This is a genomic window from Sphaerisporangium rufum, assembly GCF_016863395.1.
Taxonomy (GTDB): Bacteria; Actinomycetota; Actinomycetes; order Streptosporangiales; family Streptosporangiaceae; genus Sphaerisporangium; species Sphaerisporangium rufum.
The window spans coordinates 19,844-37,272 of sequence record NZ_BOOU01000036.1; the positions used below are offsets into that span (position 1 = coordinate 19,844).

The following is a 17,429-nucleotide window of genomic DNA, read 5'->3' on the forward strand; positions in this document are numbered from 1 at the left end:
GTAAGCCGTGGCTTCCGGCCTTCGCGCTTGCTCAGCCTACCAGCTCCTCGGAGGTCTTTGACCTTCCGTCTTGCCGGTGAGCTTGACGCTCACGCGTGCCCCCAACGGGATTCGAACCCGTGCCGCCGCCTTGAAAGGGCGGTGTCCTAGGCCGCTAGACGATGGGGGCTCAGGACTTGCGTCCTGGATCCATGACGCCTTCCGTCGGGGACCTCTGAAGCATAGGGGACGTAGCGCCCCGATGCCAAAGCGGTTACCTCTGCGGTGGCGTCGTGGTGCCGGCGTCCTCCTCCGTCTCCGCAGGGGACGGAGCGGGCGACGGCTCCGAGGAAATTGTACGACCCGGCTCGCTCTCCAGATGACGCTGGATCTGTACCCACTGCTCCCCGAGTCCGCCCACCGTGATGTCGTCCCAGGCCTGGAGCCGGTGGGTCTTGCGGTCGAAGTAGAGAACCGACGCCTGGACGGGGGTCGGCTCGTCGTGTTCGAGGCCGCGCAGCCCGGCGGCGCCGGTAGACCCTTCGATCATGAGTCGGGTGCCGGAGCCCAGCTTCTCGGTCGACCGGGCGTGGACGTGACCGGACAGGACGAGGGGCGCCGCCCCGTCGAACGCCCGGCCCACCGTGGGGTCGTGCACCGCCACCACGTCGACGGGGATCCGGGCGGCGGGGTCACGGGCGACCGCGACCGCCGTACCGGGGCTCGGCGAGGGCGCGGGAGAGCTCCGGTCCGCGGTCGCCTTCGGGCCACCGCCGGTGGGCACCAGCCGCGCCGCGTGCGTGCGGCCGAGCTCGGTGAGCATCTGCGCGTCCGATTTCACGTCCACCGTCTTGTCGGGGGTGAACCGCGGGTCGCCGATGCCGTAGATGCGCAGGCCCTGCACGGTCTTCTCCCCGCCGTCCAGCACGATCGCGTTCTTCTGCGCGGCGACGGCGCGCTGGGTGGACTGCGAATCGTGATTGCCCCGGACGTACACGTAGGGGACGCCCAGCTTGCCGATCTCCTCGACGAACTTGTTCTCCGGTTTGGTGCCGTGGTCGGCGATGTCCCCGGTGTCGATGATCAGGTTGATCTTGAATTGTTCCTGCAGCGAACGGATGGTGCTCCAGGCGACCGGGTTGAGATGGATGTCGGAGACGTGGAGCACCCGCAGCGTGTCGGGATCGGGCGAGTAGACCGGCAGCGTCGTACCGGCCTGGTAGAGCTGGGACACGTTCGTGACGAGCTTGGCGAGCTGCCCCTGGTACTCCGAAAAGCGCGAGACGATCGACTCCGCGCTGCCGATGAGCGAGGGCACGCCGGTGAGCAGGCCGGTGTACCGGGGCTCGGCGATCGACTTGGGGTTGAAGGTGGCGACCGCCACGGCGCCGGCCACGCCCACGGCGGTGAGGCCGCCGAGCCCGGTCCACAGCGCCCGCCGCCACGACCGGAAGACGATCAGGCCGCCCAGCAGGCTCCCGACGATCGCGCACAGGGCGGCCCGCAGGGCCAGGTCGCGCAGGCCCGCCTGCAGGTCGGCCTCGATGAGGCCGGGCAGGCTCTCCGCCCATCTCGGGCTCTCCAGCAACCGCTGGGCCACATCGGCGTGGATGCCGTCCAGGCTGAGGTCCAGCCGGATCGGGCCGCGGTGCGATTCGAATCTCAGCGTGCCCAGCGGGCGGACGTCCATAACGGTCTGGCCGCTCCAGGACGGGCGCAGGCTCATCCCGATCTGCGCCGGCCCGACCGCGGTGCTGACGTGCGCGCCGGTGGCGATGCCCAGCCACGCCCCGGCCAGGGCCACGACGCCGATCATGAGTACGCCGGCGGTCCGGCGTGCGGCGCGGCGCTCGCGCAGGCGCCGGCCGGCTTCCTTCCAGCGGTTCAGGTTCATCACCACCTTGCCTACCCGAATCCGCGGGCTCACTCATGGCACCGCGCGCAGTCGTTCGATGTCACGGTGCGGCCGGGTGCGCTGTCGCCCGATCCCGGGCGGTGACACGATGGCCGGGTGATAGAGGTTTCACGGCCGAAGTTCGAAGAACTGGTGGCGGAGGCGCTGGACACGATCCCGCCGGAGCTGGCCAGGATGATGCAGAACGTGGTGATCGTCGTGGTGGACGACCCTCCGGAACCCGGACTCCTCGGTCTCTACACCGGCATCCCGCTGACCGAGCGGGGTGACTGGTACTCCGGCGTGCTGCCGGACCGCATCGAGATCTATCGGAATCCGATCTGCTCAATGTGCGGCTCCGAGGCGGAGGTAGTGGACGAAGTTCAGATAACGGTCGTCCACGAAATCGCCCACCATTTCGGCATCGATGATGCGAGGTTGCACGAACTCGGCTGGTGAACCGGGCACCTGATTTCTGAGAGGTGGCCTGCTGCCGGCCTCCATGACCGGGAAACCATGAACACGTCCCCCGTGAGCACTCTAGGTGACATAATGAACACGTTCTGTCAATGACCTTCGAGCCACGCGGAGGCGTATGGCGGCCACCAGACCGGGCCGGCCGCCCGGGCGGCATCGCCGGTCACCGGAGAGCCAGGCGACCTACACCGAGGTCATCGCCATCGGCGAGTTCCGTGCGCTGTGGGCCGGACAGTGTCTCTCCCTGCTCGGCGACCAGCTCGCCCAGATCGCGCTCGCCCTGCTGGTCTTCGACCGGACCGGGTCCCCCTTCGCCACCGCCGCCGTCTACGCGCTTACCTACCTCCCCCCCATCCTCGGCGGCCCGCTGCTGGCCGGACTGGCCGACCGGTACGCGCGCCGGCGCGTGATGATCGTGTGCGATCTCCTGCGGGCCGCCCTGGTCGGGCTCATGGCCGTGCCAGGAGTGCCCTTCCCGTTGCTGTGCGGGCTGGTCTTCTCGGTGGTCCTGCTCAGCTCGCCCTTCACCGCCGCCCGGGCCGCCCTGCTGCCCGAGATCCTGGAAGGCGACCGGTACGTCGCCGGGTCCGCGCTGCAGAACATCACCAACCAGGGCGTCCAGATGCTGGGGTTCGCCGCCGGCGCCGGCATGATCGCGACCATCGGCGCGCACCGGGGCCTCGCGGTCGACGCGCTGACCTTCCTCTGCTCGGCGCTCATCCTGGTCATCGGGGTACGCCGGCGTCCGTCCCCGCCCGCCGAGGACGACGTCCAGGCGTCGCTGTGGTCCATGACCAGGACCGGGGTGCGGCTCGTCTTCGGAGACCGGCGGCTGCGCACCCTCGTGCTCTTCGCCTGGCTGTGCGGGTTCTACGTCCTGCCGGAAGGCATCGCGGTGCCGTACGCCGCCACGCTGAGCGACGATCCGCGCGGTGTCACCCTGATCAGCGGCCTGCTCATGGCCGCCATGCCCACCGGGACGGTGATCGGCGCCTTCATGTACAGCCGGCTCGTCACGCCGGCCGGAAGGCTGCGCGGCATGGGATGGATGGCCATGCTCAGCTGCGCCCCGCTCATCGCGTGCGCCGTGCGGCCGCCGCTGGCCGTCGTCCTGAGCCTGTGGATCCTCGCCGGAATGGGCGGGGCCTACCAGCTCGCGGCCAACGCCGCGTTCGTCCGCCTGGTCCCGGCGGCCCGCCGCGGCCAGGCATTCGGGCTGGTGCAGTCAGGGTTGCTCGCCGCCCAGGGCATCGGCATCCTGGCCGGCGGCGCCGCCGCGCAGATACTCGGTCCAGAGCCGGTGGTCGCCCTCGCCGGAGCGGCCGGGCTGTCCGTCGCCGTCCTGCTGGCGATGCTCTGGACCGAGTCGCGTGCCGAGATAATCACCAAGGTCCGCACGCAGGTGACCTAGATGGTCGTCGGCGGCTCGTCCGTCGGCGACTGGGGGCGGGCGCCACCGGGCTGGTCCTGCGGCCGGTCCTGCGGCGTCTGCGGCGTCTGCGGCGGGTAGGCCGGCGGCGGGCCCGCGTACGGTCGCTGCTCCGCCGAGTGCTGACCGTCGGCCGGCTGCCGCCAGTGCGACGACGCCTGGTGCCAGGTCGAGTTCGGGTCGCTCTGCTGCTTGTTGATCAGATCCTGCAGGATCGAACCCTGCCTTCCCTCTTCGGGGATCAGCAGCCAGGCGACGGCGTAGATGCCGACGCCGATGCCGCCGAAGAAGCTGGCCACCGCGAGCGCCAGCCGCAGGATGTTCGCGTCGATGCCGAGGAACCTGGCGGCTCCCGAGCAGACGCCCGCGATGATCCTGCCCTCGCGGGTGCGGCGGAGTTCCTTGGCCGGGATGTGGCCGGTGTTCATCTCGTTCATGCCTCCACTCTGCCCCCGCCCACCGGCCGCGCACATCGGGATTACCCCTGGCCCGACCCTGGTCGCCCCCGGACGCCCTCGCGCCGCTTGAGCCCGCCCTCGGCAGGGAACCACCTAGGCGGGACGCCCGGGATACCGAAGGGTGCCCGCAGGGGGAAGGCGGTCGCGCGATGGGCGGTACGCTCAGTACCCTGCAATCTGTACCGGGCCGCTAGCTCAATGGCAGAGCTGCGGACTTTTAATCCGTAGGTTCAGGGTTCGAGTCCCTGGCGGCCCACCTGCGAAAACACCCCCGCGACGGCGCCCGTCCGGGGGTGTTCGCCAACGGCCTTGCTAACAAGTGCCTACGTCGACGGACTCAACGCCGTCGCGAACACGTCGGCGGCCGGGGCCTCCGCCGAGCGGATCACGTGTGCGTACCCCCTCAGGGTGATCGCCGGATCCGCGTGCCCGAGCCGAGCGGCCACCACGTGCACGGGCACGCCGGCCAGAAGCAGCGTGGCGGCGTGGACACGCCGTAGATCGTGCAGTCGCGCGAGCGGAAGCCGATCGGCCGCCCTATGCCGCGGCCGTGAAGCGTTGTGGGCCTTCAGCGGCTTAGCCTGTTCGCCGTCGCCGCACGCCTGATCCGCGGCGGACGGCGCCTGCGCCTACGAGTGCCCGCGTCCTGGCTCTGGCCGGCCAACCGACAGCCGCCATCACCCGGCTCCAAGCGCTCCCGGCACCGACCTGACCAGCACCAACCGCCCCGACAATCAGAAAGGACATCCAGCGGGCCCGTGGAACCCCGCCCACCCGGCGCGACAGCCGGGCCGGCGCGCTGACCACGACTGCGAATTCACACTCCAGCCGAATCGCTCAACCAGCCACCGGACGGACGCGAAAGGTCGAGGCTAGGCATCATCTGCCTCAGGTATTTGTCTCAGGGAGACCTCACGTAGAAGAGGATCTCCGGTAACACCTAGGTCGTCTCTGGCGGATTCCATCATGCGATAGCGAGACAGTCGCTTTTCGGTCGGGTCGATGATGACACCCGCAGATCTCTTAAGATTGACATGCAAAGCGCGAGTGTAGTCGTGCGCATTCTGAGCCAGAATAGGCGAACAGAAGAGTTCGACACCCTTTTTGGCAAGCCAAAGCTGATGAAGGGCTTCTTCCGTGTTGGGCGAAACAGTCGACACGCCGGACTCGGATTGCCCGTCAAGGATCATTTCTACGCGCTGAGCTGCTTCAAGAAATGACAAGATGGCAGATTTCCGCTCAGCGCGTTCTGCCATCCGCTTTTCATACGCTAGACGTTTGGAGTCCATACGGGTGCCTAAATATTGGCCGAGTAGCGTGCCGCATGTCCCAAGCAGCACCCCCAGCAGAGGCAGCAGAGTCGCACTCATAGTCTTCCAGTCCATGCGCCGATGATCGCAAGAATGAGTGACACTGACGACTTCGTCGCACCATGAAGGTATTCCGGTAAGCAGCGAACCTGTCGAAAAATGGTATCGACCTCGGTCAGTCGATGCCTTCGACGATGCGGAAGTCGCGCTCGACGCCGTCGGAGAGGACGGCCAGCGCCTCCTGGTAGGCCGCACTCTCGCGCGCCGCGACGGCCTGCTCGAAGCTGTCGAACTCGATCAGGACGGTGCGCTCGGCGATTCCGGCGTCATGCGCCACGACCCGACCGCCACGAGCGAAGGTCCGACCGCCCCCGGCCTTGACGGCCGGACCGGCCAGCTTGTTGTAAGCCGCCAGCTTCTCAGGGTCGGAGATGGTGCGGTAGACGCTGACCCAGTAGCCCTTGGGCATGGAACCTCCGGTGTTGGGATGAGTGCAGCTGACTTACCGATTGGTCTCGGACGAGCGCCGGCGGGCGAGAGCGAGGCCTGCCGGCGTCGTGATCGCCATGGCGCCGATGCCGACCAGCACCGCGGCGGTGGTGTAAGCGCTCCCGTCGGGGAAGAGGCGGCCGGCGCCGCGGCGAGGATCAGCCCGCGATGGCGCTGCGCGTTCACAACCCCCCTTATCGTCGAAGTGACGACACTCCCATGATGGCACATCATGGCGATGGAACATATGTGACGAATGCCACGGGAGTACGGCGCCGCGGACGACATGGCCTCAGCCATCCCAGAGCGCCCGACATCGTTCGCCGGCCTGGACCTCACCTGCGCGCAGCGCTACGGACGACCCCGCCCACGCCAGGTCTGGCTTCTTTCATTCGAAAGGATCGACGGAAACCGGCATCCTCTTTATGGTTCGATCAGAGCAAGGCGCCGACCACACTTCATGCGACACTTGCCGCGTGGCGGAACTCAATGGTTCACCGGTTGCTCCGGATGCCCTGCAAGCACTAGGGCTACTGAATTATGGGCACTTCACCTCCATGCGTGTTGATGGCCGAGCCGTGCGCGGCCTTTCGCACCATCTCGACCGGCTCGCCCACGATTGCCGCGTGTTGTTCGATGTCGATTTGGACCGGGAACGTGTGCGGCATTACATCAGGAAAGCCATCGCCGACATGAGCGGGGTCTTCGTCGTACGGGTCACCGTGTTCGACCCGGGCATGGAACTGAGCCACCCGAGCGAAGCGGCCGCTCCCGCCGTGCTGGTCACCACCCGGGGAGCCGGCCAGTGGCCGCCGTCCCCCATGCGCGTGCAGACCGTCACCTACAGCCGCGAACTGCCCGAGGTCAAACACGTCGGCCTGTTCGGCGCCGTACTCAGCCGCCGAAACGCCCAGTTCAACGGCTACGACGACGCCCTCTTCGTCGACTCCGCGTCGTTCGTCGCCGAAGGCGCCACCTGGAACGTCGGATTCTTCGACGGCGAGCGCGTCGTGTGGCCCAGCGCCCCGGTGCTGACCGGCGTCACCATGCGCCTGATCAAGCAGGTGTACGACGACACGATGACCATCCCGGTCGCCATGAAGGATCTGCCCCACATGCACGCCGCTTTCGCCACCAATACCGCCATCGGTGTCCGCCCCATCCGCGCGATCGACGACCTTGAGCTACCCGGCGAACACCCGATATTCGACACACTGCGCAAGCAATACGAGGAGATACCCGCCGAGCATCTTTGACCCGATCAGGCTTACGCCTTCACACGGCAAGGCCGGTGATCGGCGGCTCTCTCGTCATGCCGGCATGGTGCCGCCTTCCGGCAGGTACTTGTACCGGTGCCGGACGTGCATTTCAGCACAGACCGGAGGGGGGGCGAGACGCTTTCCTTGGGGTATCGGCCCGACGGGGGCCGGGTCACCGAATCGAAGGACTGAATGAGAATGCGTCGTCACATCGCCGCCCTCGCCCTCACCATCGCCGGGGCAGCCGGCATGGTGTCGCTGTCGGCTCCTGCCCAGGCGGTTTCGCCGATCACCGTGACCGTGAGCCTAGGTGGCCTGTCGGTCACCGGCACGACCGGATCCGACCTGATCACCCTGGCCGAAGGCACGGGCGGCGCCATCAAGGTGACCGGGGTGGGCGTCACCTCCAGTGACACCGACTGCCAGCCGATCTCCGGCGGGGTCAGTTGCAAGAACGCCAGCACGATCACGGTGAACATGCGCCAGGGTGACGACATCGTCAACAACGACACCGTCAACCGGTTCGCCGAGATCTTCGGTTCGGCCGGGAACGACACCCTCTGGGGCGGCAGCGGCCGCGACGTCCTCGTCGGCGGCAGCGGCAACGACTTCCTGAACGGTCGTAGCGGAAACGACACGACCGACGGCGGCGCCGACATCGACACCTGCACCGGCGAGACCGAGGAGAACTGCGAGCTCTGAGCGATCGGCCACCTGGTGGCGGCCGGGCGTCCGATGGGACGCCCGGCCGTTCGCGTCCAGCCGACGCACGTGCGGCCGAAAATCCCGTTCCAGGGCAGCAGCAGGAGGGCGGCACACAGGATGACGGTCGCCCCTACCGCGACGTGACCCAGCGTTCCGCTACGGTGACGCATGATCCGGGCGATCCACCACCCGGTGAAGATGACGGCCAGGATGAACGCGACACCCATGATCATCTGCTCGAGGATCCGGTCGTAGTACTCTGGCCATAGCAGATAGCGTCCGGGCACGACCACGAGCCAGCCGGCCGCGCTTGTCGCGGCCAGTACGTAAGTGCGCTTCTTGATAACGCCTACGGCTCTCGGCGAGCGTCCGAGCCTACGCATGCGGTATCGGTGTGTTGCTCCGTTCCGCTATTTCCGGATGCCTCGCAGCGCCCTGCCGATTAGGTTGGTGGTTCACGAGGGGAGGCGACATGCCGGATGAGTTGACCACCTTGTGGCGGCCGACCGGGCCAGAGGAGTTGGAGTTGGTAAGGCAATCGGGTTGGCGGGCCTGGCCGCCGCGGTTGCCCGAGCAGCCGATCTTCTACCCGGTGCTCAACGAGGACTACGCCGTCCGGATCGCCCGTGATTGGAACGCCCCCCATTCCGGGGTGGGCTATGTGACCCGCTTCCAGGTGCGAAGCGACTTCCTGACCCGGTACCCGATCCAGCAGGCCGGCGGTGAGACGATTCTTGAACTCTGGGTGCCCGCCGAAGACCTGGATGAGTTCAACGCCCATATCGTCGGCGCCATCGAAGTGGTGCGTGAGTTCCGACACGACCAGGAAAAGGAATAAGGCGGCAGCGGCCCGATGCGCGAGTGTGATGCCGAAAATAGATTATCGGTCGACCTTTCCCGCCAAAGTCGCGCATCCTCCACTCAGGATTGGCAGGTGGCCGGATCCCGGCCCTGTCGGTCGAATTCCTGACGTGTGATCACGGTGTCGCGCTGATGGCCGGCACTCACGTCGTATCGCTGGACCAGCACCGACCCGGGCGTCAATTTCGCCACGCTTTCGGCGGAGAAACTGACGTGCTCGGTGGTCCACTGGTCGTAACCCTTCCCCTGGTATCCGAAGGCGGTGTAGAGCACTCCGGGACGCAGTGCGAAAGGTTTCGGTTTCACCGTCCAACCGTCACGGGGAGCGTCCAGCGGTACGGATGCGCTCTTTCCGTCGAGTGGCGGGGCGATGAAGGTGACGTCGTCCGCGACCGTCGCAGTCGATGAAGGACCAGGCCAGGTGGCCAACGCACCCGAGGAGTCCTCGTAATGTGAGACGTTCACACTCTCGGGCGCCGCTTCCCCGCACCAGGCCAGCACGATGACCGAGCGTCCTTGGGCATTAACGCTCACTCCGGCCATCCCGGCCGTGACAGGCTGCAACTCGTGGTACTCGCGATCCCGACCGTAATCAGCATCACTGCAAATGTGCGCCGCATATGGACACGTTAAGTAAGAGCCGACGGCCGTGACCACCGGATGTGATCCGATCGCTCTTGAACTGTGATAGGGCCGTGTGAATATCGGTCGCACATTCAACCTCTGAAGGCAGCGAACACGATGACCGCCCATCGCCTCAGGCACGTGATCCAAGACCGACGCTGACGTCGCAGCTCCCCGGGCCGCACGATTCCGCGCTGCCGATGGCCGGCGCGCGGGTCGACCGTCATTCCGGGCCGACGGTCCTGCGTTCGATGAAAGCGGCGACGCCGTCCAGGTAGAGGCCCAGCCCGAACGCCCCGTCGGCCTCCTCGTCGTACCCGACGTCGCCCTCGAACACGCCGGCGGCGATCACCTTGTTGAGCGCGGGGTAACGGTGCGCGTCCGCCACCCGGGTGAGCGCCCGGCCGTACTGGCCGCCGAAGGCCTCGGGGTTCTCCGCGTAGCCCGCGGACAGTTCGATGCCCAGCCGGAGCCGCCCGTGCAGGAACGTGATCAGGCCCATCACGACGCCGACCTTGTCGCCTTCGTCGAGGCCGGTGTCACCCAGCGCGCGGAGCGCACGGTCGAACCACCAAAGGTTGTTGGGTCCCACCGGCGGCCCGCTGATCGGGATCTGCGCGGTCCACGGGTGCCGTCGCAGGCCGGCCAGCAGGCCCTGTGTCCACAGGGTCAGGGCGGTCCGCCAGTCCAGGCCGTCCGGTAGGTCCGGTCGTTCGGCCATGGCCTCGTCCGACATCAGCAGGAGCAACTCGTCCTTGCTCTTCACGTAGCGGTACAGGGCCATCGTGGAGTTCCCGAGCCGGGCGGCGACCTTGGCCATCGAAACCGCGGCCAGCCCTTCCGCGTCCGCCACCTCGACCGCGGCCCGGGCGATGTCGGCGACGGTGAGGGACGGCTTGCGGCCGCGCCGCACGGTCTCGCGCAGCCCCCAGAGCAGGGCCACCTGGCCGGGCAGTTCGGTCTCGTCGGTCATCCGGTCTCTTTCATCGCGAGCACGGCCACAGTCTAGGAACAAACCTTGCACCCCGATGCGTATGGGCTACGCTATTTGGCGTAGTTCATACGCAATAATGTGGCCACCGCGAAGGAGCGAGGATGATCGTCGAGGTGAGCGGCCTGCACAAGGCCTTCGGATCCACCAAGGTGCTGGACGGAGTGGACCTGCACGTCGCGGAGGGTACGGTCACCGCGCTGCTGGGCCCGAACGGCGCCGGGAAGACCACCACCATCCGCGTGCTGACCACGCTGCTGCGACCCGACCTCGGCAGCGTGCGGATCGCCGGCTACGACGTCGTACGCGAGGCGACCCGGGTACGCGGCGTGATCAGTTTGACCGGCCAGTACGTGGCGCTGGACGACCAGCAGACCGGCCGGGAGAACCTGGTCATGATCGGACGGCTCATGCACCTGGGCCGAGCCGCCGCCCGCCGCCGTGCCGCCGGCCTCCTGGAACGGTTCGGCCTGGTGGACGCCATGGACAGGCGGGTGAAGACGTACTCCGGCGGCATGCGCCGCCGGCTGGACCTGGCGATGGGCCTGGTCTCTCAACCGAGGGTGATCTTCCTGGACGAGCCGACCACCGGACTCGACCCGGCCAGCCGGACCACGATGTGGGACGCCGTCCGGGACTTGGTCTCGTCGGGGACGACGATCGTGCTCACCACGCAGTACCTGGAGGAGGCGGACCGGCTGGCCGACCGGATCGTGCTGATCAACCAGGGCAAGGTCACCGCGTCCGGCACGGCTGACGCACTGAAGTCCCAGGTGGGTGGAAGCCGGCTCGACCTGCGGTTCACCGGGGCGGCCGACCTGGCGCGGGCCGCCGCACTGTTCGGCGTGCCGCACGGCACCGACCCGCTCGTCCTGAGCGTCCCGTCCGACGGCAGCGCGGCACACCTGCACCGGGTGCTGGACGACCTTCGGCTCGCGGACGTGCCGGTGGCCGAGGTGTCGGCACACCGGCCCACGCTGGACGACGTGTTCCTCTCCCTGACCGCCACCGGCCGGACCGCGATCCCGGCCTGAGCCGGCTCTCCGAAGGAGCATGAGATGACCACCACCGCCGTGCACGGCGGCGCCCGTAACGCCGTGAGCGACTCCCTGACCATGATCGGCCGCAGCGTCCGGCTCGGCCGCCGCAACGCCGACACGCTGGTCATGTCGATCGTCCTGCCGCTGCTGATGATGTCGTTGTTCGTCTACGTCTTCGGCGGGGCCATCGACACCGGCACCCGGTACATCAACTACGTGGTGCCCGGCATCATCCTGCTGTGCACCGGTTACGGCGCCGCGTCCACCGCGATGTCCGTCGCGCACGACATGACCAGCGGCATGATCGATCGGCTGCGCTCGCTGCCGATCCGCAGCTCGGCCGTCCTCACCGGCCACGTCACCGCCAGCGTCGCCCGGAACCTGCTGTCCACCACCGTCGTCGTCGGGGCGGCCGTCGCGATGGGCTTCCGCCCCAATGCGACGATCACGGACTGGATGCAGGCGGCCGGCCTGCTGCTGCTCTACGTACTCGCGCTGTCCTGGCTGGCGGCCGGGCTCGGCGTGATCGCCAAGTCGGTGGAGTCGGCGAGCACGCTGAGCTTCCTCATGCTGTTCCTGCCCTACCTCAGCAGCGCGTTCGTGCCGACCGACACCATGCCGTCGTTCCTGCGCGCGGTGAGCGACAACCAGCCGATCACCCCGGTGATCGAGACGGTCCGGGGCCTGCTGACCGGGACGCCGACCGGCGGCACCGGCCGGATCGCGCTCGCCTGGTGCGTCGGCCTGCTCGTCTGCTCCTTCACCTCGGCCGCCTGGCTGTATCGCCGCCGGACCCGGCGTTGAGCGCCGGCGACCTACTTGACCTCGCTGCGCAGCAGCCGGATCGTGCCCAGTACCAGCGGCAGCAGTCCCCAGAGGGCGAACGAGGTGCCCAGCCGCCGCCACGCCTCAGCGGTCATCTCGCCGGCCAGCAGCGGCTGCGTGGTGACCGTGAGGTCGAGCCACCGCGCCGCCGCCTTCAGCGACTCCACCAGGCCGGCGACCAGGCTCCACACGGTCGGCAGGATGTAGTAGACCACCAGCGCGGCGGCCGAGTTCAGCAACAGCATGCCGACCCCGAGGCCGACGCATACCCCTACGAGCTGGTAGAGCAGTCCGTAGGCGAGGGTGCGCATGTCGAGTGCCCAGGACCCGTCGGCCTCCACCAGCGGGGCCGCGACGGCGTTGGCCAGCGCCGCCAGCGCCAGGGACACGGCCACGGCCAGTACGGTGAGCAGGACCGCCGCGGCCGCCTTCGCCAGCACCACCCGGCCCCGGTGCGGGACCAGGGTGAAGGTGGTCTGGGCGGTACGCTGCGACCACTCGCTGGTCACCAGCAGGATGCCAAGGACGGGCAACAGCAGGCTCACCGGCAGCATCGCGGCGTGGAAGAAGCCGGTGAGATCGCGGTCCGCCGCCTCGCCGATGAACAACTGCGCCACCAGCCGGCCCGCGGCCACCACGGCGATCGCGGCGAGCAGCGCCGTGCCGGCCCTGGTGTCGGAGGTCTTGCGCAGTTCCACGGTGGTCAGGCACCAGATCGAGGCCTGGCGGCTGGCCCGTGATGTGCCGGGCCTGCGGTCGATGGCGATCATCGGACGCCCTTTCCGTCGTCGGTGGTTCCGGTGGTCAGGGAGAGGAACAGCTGTTCCAGGCCGCCGTCGTCGGCCGGTCTGAGCTCGACCAGGGCCACCCCGGCGGCGGCCGCGGCGCGCCCCACCCGTTCCGCCTCGGCGTGGGCGAGGAGAGGCCCGTTCGCGCCCGTCTCGGCGTCGATGCCGGCGGCCGTGAGGGCGGCCCGCAGGGCGAGCGTGTCGGTCGCCCGGACGCGAACGCCGGACGAGGCGACCAGCTCGTCGAGGGTGCCCTGGGCGACCACCCGGCCGGAGCCGATCAGCACCAGCCGATCGGCCACCGCCTCGACCTCGCGCAGCAGGTGAGAGGAGAGCAGGACGGTGCCGCCCGCTTCGGCGAACCGGCGCAGCAGGTGGCGCATCCAGTGGATGCCCTCCGGGTCCAGGCCGTTGGCGGGCTCGTCGAGGATCAGCACCGACGGGTCGCCCAGCAGGGCGTGTGCCAGCCCGAGCCGTTGCCGCATGCCGAGCGAGTAGCCGCCGATCCGGCGGTTCGCCGCGGCGTCCCCGAGACCCACCTGCCCAAGCAGTTCCTCGACCCGGCCGGGGTCGGCGCCCAGGATCCGGGCCGAGAGCCGGAGCACCTCCCGCCCGGTGCGCCCGCCGTGCTGGGCCGAGGCGTCCAGGAGGACGCCGACGCGGGCGCCGGGATTGCCGAGCCGGCGGTAGGGCGACCCGAGAACGGTGGCGCGGCCGCCGGTCGGCGGGGTGAGGCCACAGATGATCCGCATGGTCGTCGACTTGCCGGCGCCGTTCGGGCCGAGGAAGCCGGTGACCGTTCCGGGCCGGCACTCGAAGGACACGTCGTCCAACGCGGTGTGTTTTCCGTAGCGTTTTGTCAGGTTCTCTACGTTGATCACCCGACGAGCCTGCCGTCGTGGCGGCGCGTGCCGCGTCGGACCGGCGAACGTTTCCGGATAGGGGAAAGTCGGCCCGCGGGACAGACTTTGGTCTGTCCCGGTGGGAGTCCGGCCTCGATACGCTGGCGGCCATGAGCGATCCGGCCGCGGCGGCTCTCCTGCGCGCACGGGTCTCCGACGCGGCTTGCGTGCTCTTCGGCCTGGTCACCGTGGTGGCGTTCGGTGCGGCGATGGACCGCGGGGGTGCCTCGGCCCGGCTGCTGGCGCTGAATGTGGGCGCGGGTCTGGCCGCGTGCGCGCTGCTGGTCTGGCGGCGGCGCCATCCGGCCGGCGTGCTGATCGCGATGGGGCCGCTCGTCGCCGTCTCGCTGCTGTGCACCGGGGCGGCGCTGGTCGCCTGGTTCACCGTCGCGGCGCACCGGCGATGGCCGGTCGTCGCCGGCGCCGGCGCGCTCTACCTGGCCATGCTGCCGCTGCATATCTGGCGGCAACCGTGGGGGCGGCTGGACCCGGCGGCCCTGCTGCCCGGGCTGGTGGTCACCGTGGGCGTGGCCGGGTGGGGCATGGTCCTGCGGCATCGCCGGCATCGGGTGCAGACGCTGGTGGAGCGGGCCGAGCGGGCCGAGGCCGAACAGCGCGACCGGGTCCGGCAGGCCCGGCGGCTGGAGCGGGCGCGGATCGCCCGCGAGATGCACGACGTGCTGGCGCACCGGATGTCGCTGCTCAGCCTGCACGCGGGCGCCCTGGAGTTCCGGCCGGACGCGCCACCGGAGGAGATCGGCCGGGCGGCCGGGGTGATCCGGCAGAGCGCCTTCCAGGCCCTTGCGGACCTTCAGGAGATCATCGGGTTGTTGCGCGCCGACGAGACCGCCGAGTCGGCCGAGTCGCCCGGCGACCGGCCGCCTGTGGAGCCGGCCCGCCCGCAGCCGGCACCGGCCGACCTTCCCGCGCTGGTGGAGGAGTGCCGCCGCGCCGGTATGCCGGTGCGGCTGGCGAACCGGCTGCCGGAGACGGCCGCGATGCCCGCGACGACCGGGCGCGACATCTACCGGATCGTCCAGGAGGGACTGACGAATGCTCGCAGGCACGCGCCCGGCGCGGAGGTCATGGTGACGGTGGGCGGCGACGAGGCGCAGGGGATCCGGGTCGAGGTGATCAGCGGTCCCGGCATCACCCCGGCACCCGTGCCTGTCCCACCCGGCTCGGGCATGGGCCTGCTCGGTCTGGACGAGCGGGTCCGGCTGGCCGGTGGGAGGTTGACCCACGCGCCCACCGCCGACCGCGGATTCCGGCTGGAGGCGTGGCTTCCGTGGCATCGGTGAGCGGTACGACCGGTCCGGTGCGGCTGCTCATCGCCGACGACGACGCGCTGGTCCGATCCGGACTCAAGATGATCTTCGGCGGGGTGCCGGACATCGAGGTCGTCGGCGAGGTGGCCGACGGCGCGGAGGTGGTCGGCGCGGTCGGCACGCTCTCGCCCCGGGTGGTGCTGATGGACATCCGGATGCCGCGGATGGACGGCATCGAGGCGACCGTACGCGCCCGCAGCCTGCCCGACCCGCCGGAGATGCTCATTCTGACCACCTTTCAGGCGGACGAGACCGTGTTGCGAGCCTTGCGGGCGGGTGCGAGCGGTTTCCTGCTGAAGGCCACCCCGCCCGCACAGATCGTGACCGCGGTACTGGCGGTCGCCGCCGGCGAACCGGTGCTGTCGCCGTCGGTGACCCGGTCCCTCATCACCTATGTCGCCGGCTCCGGCGCGGACGACCGCCGGGCCCGGGCCCGGCAGACCCTGTCCCTGCTCACCGACCGGGAACGCGAGGTGGCCTACGCCGTGGGACAGGGCAGATCCAACGCCGAGATCTGCGCCGAGCTGTTCATGGGCATGCCGACCGTCAAGGCGCACGTCTCCCGGATCCTGGTCAAGCTCGGCCTGAACAACCGCGTGCAGATCGCCCTGCTCGCCAACGACGCCACGATCTGACGCCGGCCCGGCCCGTCCGGCCGTCGCTCTTCTCGCGCCGGCCGGGAGGCGCTAAGCTGATCACGATGAATCTCTCTGAGATCAGATTGGGGGCCCCGTTCACGCAAGGTGAGTGCTGATGCCGCACTCGCCCTCGAACGAGGATGCCCGCCTGCTCATGTGGTCGCACGTGCGCGAGTTCGCCGTGCCACCCCCGATGATCGAGTCAGCGACCGCCCGCCGTACTGCCGGCGACTGGGCGGCGGCGTGCGCCGCCGCACACGTGGACGTCGATCTCGACCTGCGCCGCACGGCGCGCCGCCACGGCCGGGAACTGGTCACCCACCTGCGGGCCGACCTCCGTCATCTGGCCCCTGACCTGCTGCGCTGGCACCTGCCGAGGATCGCGCCCGGCGGCCTGCTGCGCCCGGGCCTGACCATCTCGCTGGCCCGGTACGGCGATGGCGGCAGCCCCGTCCACCTGGTGGCCAGGACCCCGCCGGCCTGGGCGGATGCCGGCCAGCGGTTCAGCCTGGCGCTCTGGGACGGTTCCCGGGCCGGGCCGCCGCACCCGCATCCCCATCCGAATCGGCGCTTCCGCCTCGATCTGCATCGCCACCTGTGGGACGCGCGCCGGGCCGGCGAGCTGCGCGCGCGTTCGGAGACGGCGCCGCACGCCCGGGGCTGGGCCGTCGATCGGTGGCCGGCCGAGGCCCGGGCGCTTCTCGACGCCGACGGACGGGACGACCGCAGGGTCGCCGTCCGGGTCGGCGGGCGGCGCCAGGTGATCGTCCAGGTGGAGGCGGCCGGCGGCGGCGGGGAAGGGCCCGCGCCGCCGCCGATCCTGCCCGACGCGGCGACCTGGGTGCTGCCCGACCTGGCGTTGCTGCGGGCCGGGCTGATCGGGGCCGGCCGGCTGCACCCGCTCGTCGCCGCGGCACTGGTCCCCGGCCGTCCACCGGGCGCCGAGCCGGGCGCCGAGCCAAGCGAGAACGGCCTGCGACTGGTCGAGTGTCGCGGTGCCCGGCACCGGATCGCGCTGGTGGACGGCGTGCTGGTCGCACTGGATCACGACCCGGCCGAGATCCGGCGCGAGGAGCTGCTGGCCGAACTGACCGGCACCCCGCTGCCCTGCCTGCGGCTGATCGGGGAGGCCCACCGCTCCCCGGAGTGCCTCTCCGAGGTCCGCGCGCGGCTGGAGCACGGCGACGCCGCCGGTGCTCGGGCCACCGTCGACGCCCTTCTCGGCCGTGCCGCGCGGTTGCCCGACGGCCCGCTGCGCGACGTGCTGGACGGCGAGGGACGGCGGCTGATCGACCACGGCCTGTTCCGCGCCGGGCTCGGGGCGGGGCGAGGGCCGGGCGAGCGGCCGGACCGCCGCTCCCGCAAGGAGCGGGCACGCCCCCGCCACGCCACCTACCGCTGACCTCCTTCTCGAACCCCAAGGTGATTCATC

19 protein-coding genes and 2 tRNA genes are annotated in these 17,429 nt (G+C 69.7%); 11 read left to right on the forward strand and 10 right to left on the reverse strand.

Going from position 1 to position 17,429, the window contains the following annotated elements:
• Positions 1–96: 96 nt before the first annotated feature.
• Positions 97–169 (reverse strand) — tRNA-Glu (locus tag Sru01_RS12130).
• Between the two features lie 84 nt (positions 170–253).
• On the reverse strand, positions 254–1,873 hold the full coding sequence (locus tag Sru01_RS12135; protein ID WP_203984334.1) for a metallophosphoesterase family protein: 1,620 nt from the start codon (positions 1,871–1,873) through the stop codon (positions 254–256).
• Positions 1,874–1,990: 117 nt separating this feature from the next.
• Here Sru01_RS12135 and Sru01_RS12140 point away from each other — a divergent pair, with 117 nt between their 5' ends.
• Together Sru01_RS12140 and Sru01_RS12145 are read left to right on the forward strand one after the other, a co-directional pair.
• On the forward strand, positions 1,991–2,332 hold the full coding sequence (locus Sru01_RS12140; protein ID WP_203984335.1) for a metallopeptidase family protein: 342 nt from the start codon (positions 1,991–1,993) through the stop codon (positions 2,330–2,332).
• Positions 2,333–2,468: 136 nt separating this feature from the next.
• The gene (locus Sru01_RS12145) at positions 2,469–3,761 is read left to right on the forward strand and encodes an MFS transporter (protein ID WP_203984337.1); all 1,293 of its coding nucleotides are present in this window, start codon (positions 2,469–2,471) and stop codon (positions 3,759–3,761) included.
• Here Sru01_RS12145 and Sru01_RS12150 read toward each other — a convergent pair.
• Positions 3,758–4,216, reverse strand: a complete 459-nt coding sequence (locus Sru01_RS12150) for a PspC domain-containing protein (RefSeq protein WP_239137348.1) — start codon at positions 4,214–4,216, stop codon at positions 3,758–3,760. The genes Sru01_RS12145 and Sru01_RS12150 overlap by 4 nt on opposite strands.
• Before the next feature lie 205 nt (positions 4,217–4,421).
• On the opposite strand from Sru01_RS12150, the gene Sru01_RS12155 reads away from it, so the two are divergent.
• Positions 4,422–4,493, forward strand: a tRNA-Lys gene (locus tag Sru01_RS12155).
• Positions 4,494–4,560: 67 nt separating this feature from the next.
• On the opposite strand, the gene Sru01_RS12160 is transcribed toward Sru01_RS12155, so the two are convergent.
• The 3 genes from Sru01_RS12160 to Sru01_RS12170 all read right to left on the reverse strand — a co-directional run bounded on the left by Sru01_RS12160 (position 4,561) and on the right by Sru01_RS12170 (position 6,016).
• On the reverse strand, positions 4,561–4,809 hold the full coding sequence (locus tag Sru01_RS12160) for a tyrosine-type recombinase/integrase (protein ID WP_275412164.1): 249 nt from the start codon (positions 4,807–4,809) through the stop codon (positions 4,561–4,563).
• A 300-nt stretch (positions 4,810–5,109) separates the two neighbouring features.
• Positions 5,110–5,622: a hypothetical protein gene (locus Sru01_RS12165; protein WP_203984338.1), complete on the reverse strand. Its 513-nt coding sequence runs from the start codon at positions 5,620–5,622 to the stop codon at positions 5,110–5,112.
• Positions 5,623–5,722: 100 nt separating this feature from the next.
• Complete coding sequence (locus Sru01_RS12170) at positions 5,723–6,016, reverse strand: DUF1330 domain-containing protein (protein ID WP_203984339.1); 294 nt, start codon at positions 6,014–6,016, stop codon at positions 5,723–5,725.
• 496 nt (positions 6,017–6,512) lie between these two features.
• Between Sru01_RS12170 and Sru01_RS12175 the strand changes: the two genes are divergently transcribed.
• The 3 genes from Sru01_RS12175 (at position 6,513) to Sru01_RS12185 (ending at position 8,838) form a co-directional block, all read left to right on the forward strand.
• Positions 6,513–7,292: an aminotransferase class IV family protein gene (locus Sru01_RS12175; protein WP_203984340.1), complete on the forward strand. Its 780-nt coding sequence runs from the start codon at positions 6,513–6,515 to the stop codon at positions 7,290–7,292.
• Between the two features lie 195 nt (positions 7,293–7,487).
• Entirely contained in the window at positions 7,488–7,997 is a 510-nt protein-coding gene (locus Sru01_RS36195; RefSeq protein WP_203984341.1) for a calcium-binding protein, read from the forward strand.
• Positions 7,998–8,472: 475 nt separating this feature from the next.
• Positions 8,473–8,838, forward strand: coding sequence for an ADP-ribosylation/crystallin J1 (locus Sru01_RS12185; protein WP_203984342.1), 366 nt, complete (start codon positions 8,473–8,475; stop codon positions 8,836–8,838).
• Positions 8,839–8,921: 83 nt separating this feature from the next.
• Here the strand turns inward: Sru01_RS12185 and Sru01_RS12190 are convergent, their stop codons facing one another.
• Complete coding sequence (locus Sru01_RS12190) at positions 8,922–9,395, reverse strand: hypothetical protein (RefSeq protein ID WP_203984343.1); 474 nt, start codon at positions 9,393–9,395, stop codon at positions 8,922–8,924.
• A 313-nt stretch (positions 9,396–9,708) separates the two neighbouring features.
• Positions 9,709–10,458 carry a TetR/AcrR family transcriptional regulator gene (locus Sru01_RS12195; protein ID WP_203984345.1) on the reverse strand — a complete coding sequence of 250 codons (750 nt, stop codon included), beginning with the start codon at positions 10,456–10,458 and terminating at the stop codon, positions 9,709–9,711.
• A 122-nt stretch (positions 10,459–10,580) separates the two neighbouring features.
• Between Sru01_RS12195 and Sru01_RS12200 the strand changes: the two genes are divergently transcribed.
• Positions 10,581–11,510: an ATP-binding cassette domain-containing protein gene (locus Sru01_RS12200; RefSeq protein ID WP_203984346.1), complete on the forward strand. Its 930-nt coding sequence runs from the start codon at positions 10,581–10,583 to the stop codon at positions 11,508–11,510.
• A gap of 24 nt (positions 11,511–11,534) precedes the next feature.
• Positions 11,535–12,320 (forward strand): ABC transporter permease, encoded by a 786-nt coding sequence (locus tag Sru01_RS12205; protein WP_203984347.1) that lies wholly within the window; start codon positions 11,535–11,537, stop codon positions 12,318–12,320.
• A gap of 11 nt (positions 12,321–12,331) precedes the next feature.
• On the opposite strand, the gene Sru01_RS12210 is transcribed toward Sru01_RS12205, so the two are convergent.
• Positions 12,332–13,111, reverse strand: a complete 780-nt coding sequence (locus Sru01_RS12210) for an ABC transporter permease (protein ID WP_203984348.1) — start codon at positions 13,109–13,111, stop codon at positions 12,332–12,334.
• Complete coding sequence (locus Sru01_RS12215; RefSeq protein WP_203984349.1) at positions 13,108–14,010, reverse strand: ABC transporter ATP-binding protein; 903 nt, start codon at positions 14,008–14,010, stop codon at positions 13,108–13,110. The genes Sru01_RS12210 and Sru01_RS12215 overlap by 4 nt, the downstream gene beginning before the upstream one ends.
• Positions 14,011–14,141: 131 nt before the next feature.
• On the opposite strand from Sru01_RS12215, the gene Sru01_RS12220 reads away from it, so the two are divergent.
• From Sru01_RS12220 to Sru01_RS12230, 3 genes are all read left to right on the forward strand, one after another.
• Positions 14,142–15,332: a sensor histidine kinase gene (locus Sru01_RS12220; protein ID WP_203984350.1), complete on the forward strand. Its 1,191-nt coding sequence runs from the start codon at positions 14,142–14,144 to the stop codon at positions 15,330–15,332.
• On the forward strand, positions 15,329–15,994 hold the full coding sequence (locus Sru01_RS12225; protein WP_275412158.1) for a response regulator transcription factor: 666 nt from the start codon (positions 15,329–15,331) through the stop codon (positions 15,992–15,994). The genes Sru01_RS12220 and Sru01_RS12225 overlap by 4 nt, the downstream gene beginning before the upstream one ends.
• A 118-nt stretch (positions 15,995–16,112) precedes the next feature.
• A complete protein-coding gene (locus Sru01_RS12230) occupies positions 16,113–17,399 on the forward strand; it encodes a hypothetical protein (RefSeq protein ID WP_203984353.1) in 1,287 nt (428 codons plus the stop codon).
• Positions 17,400–17,429: the final 30 nt, after the last annotated feature.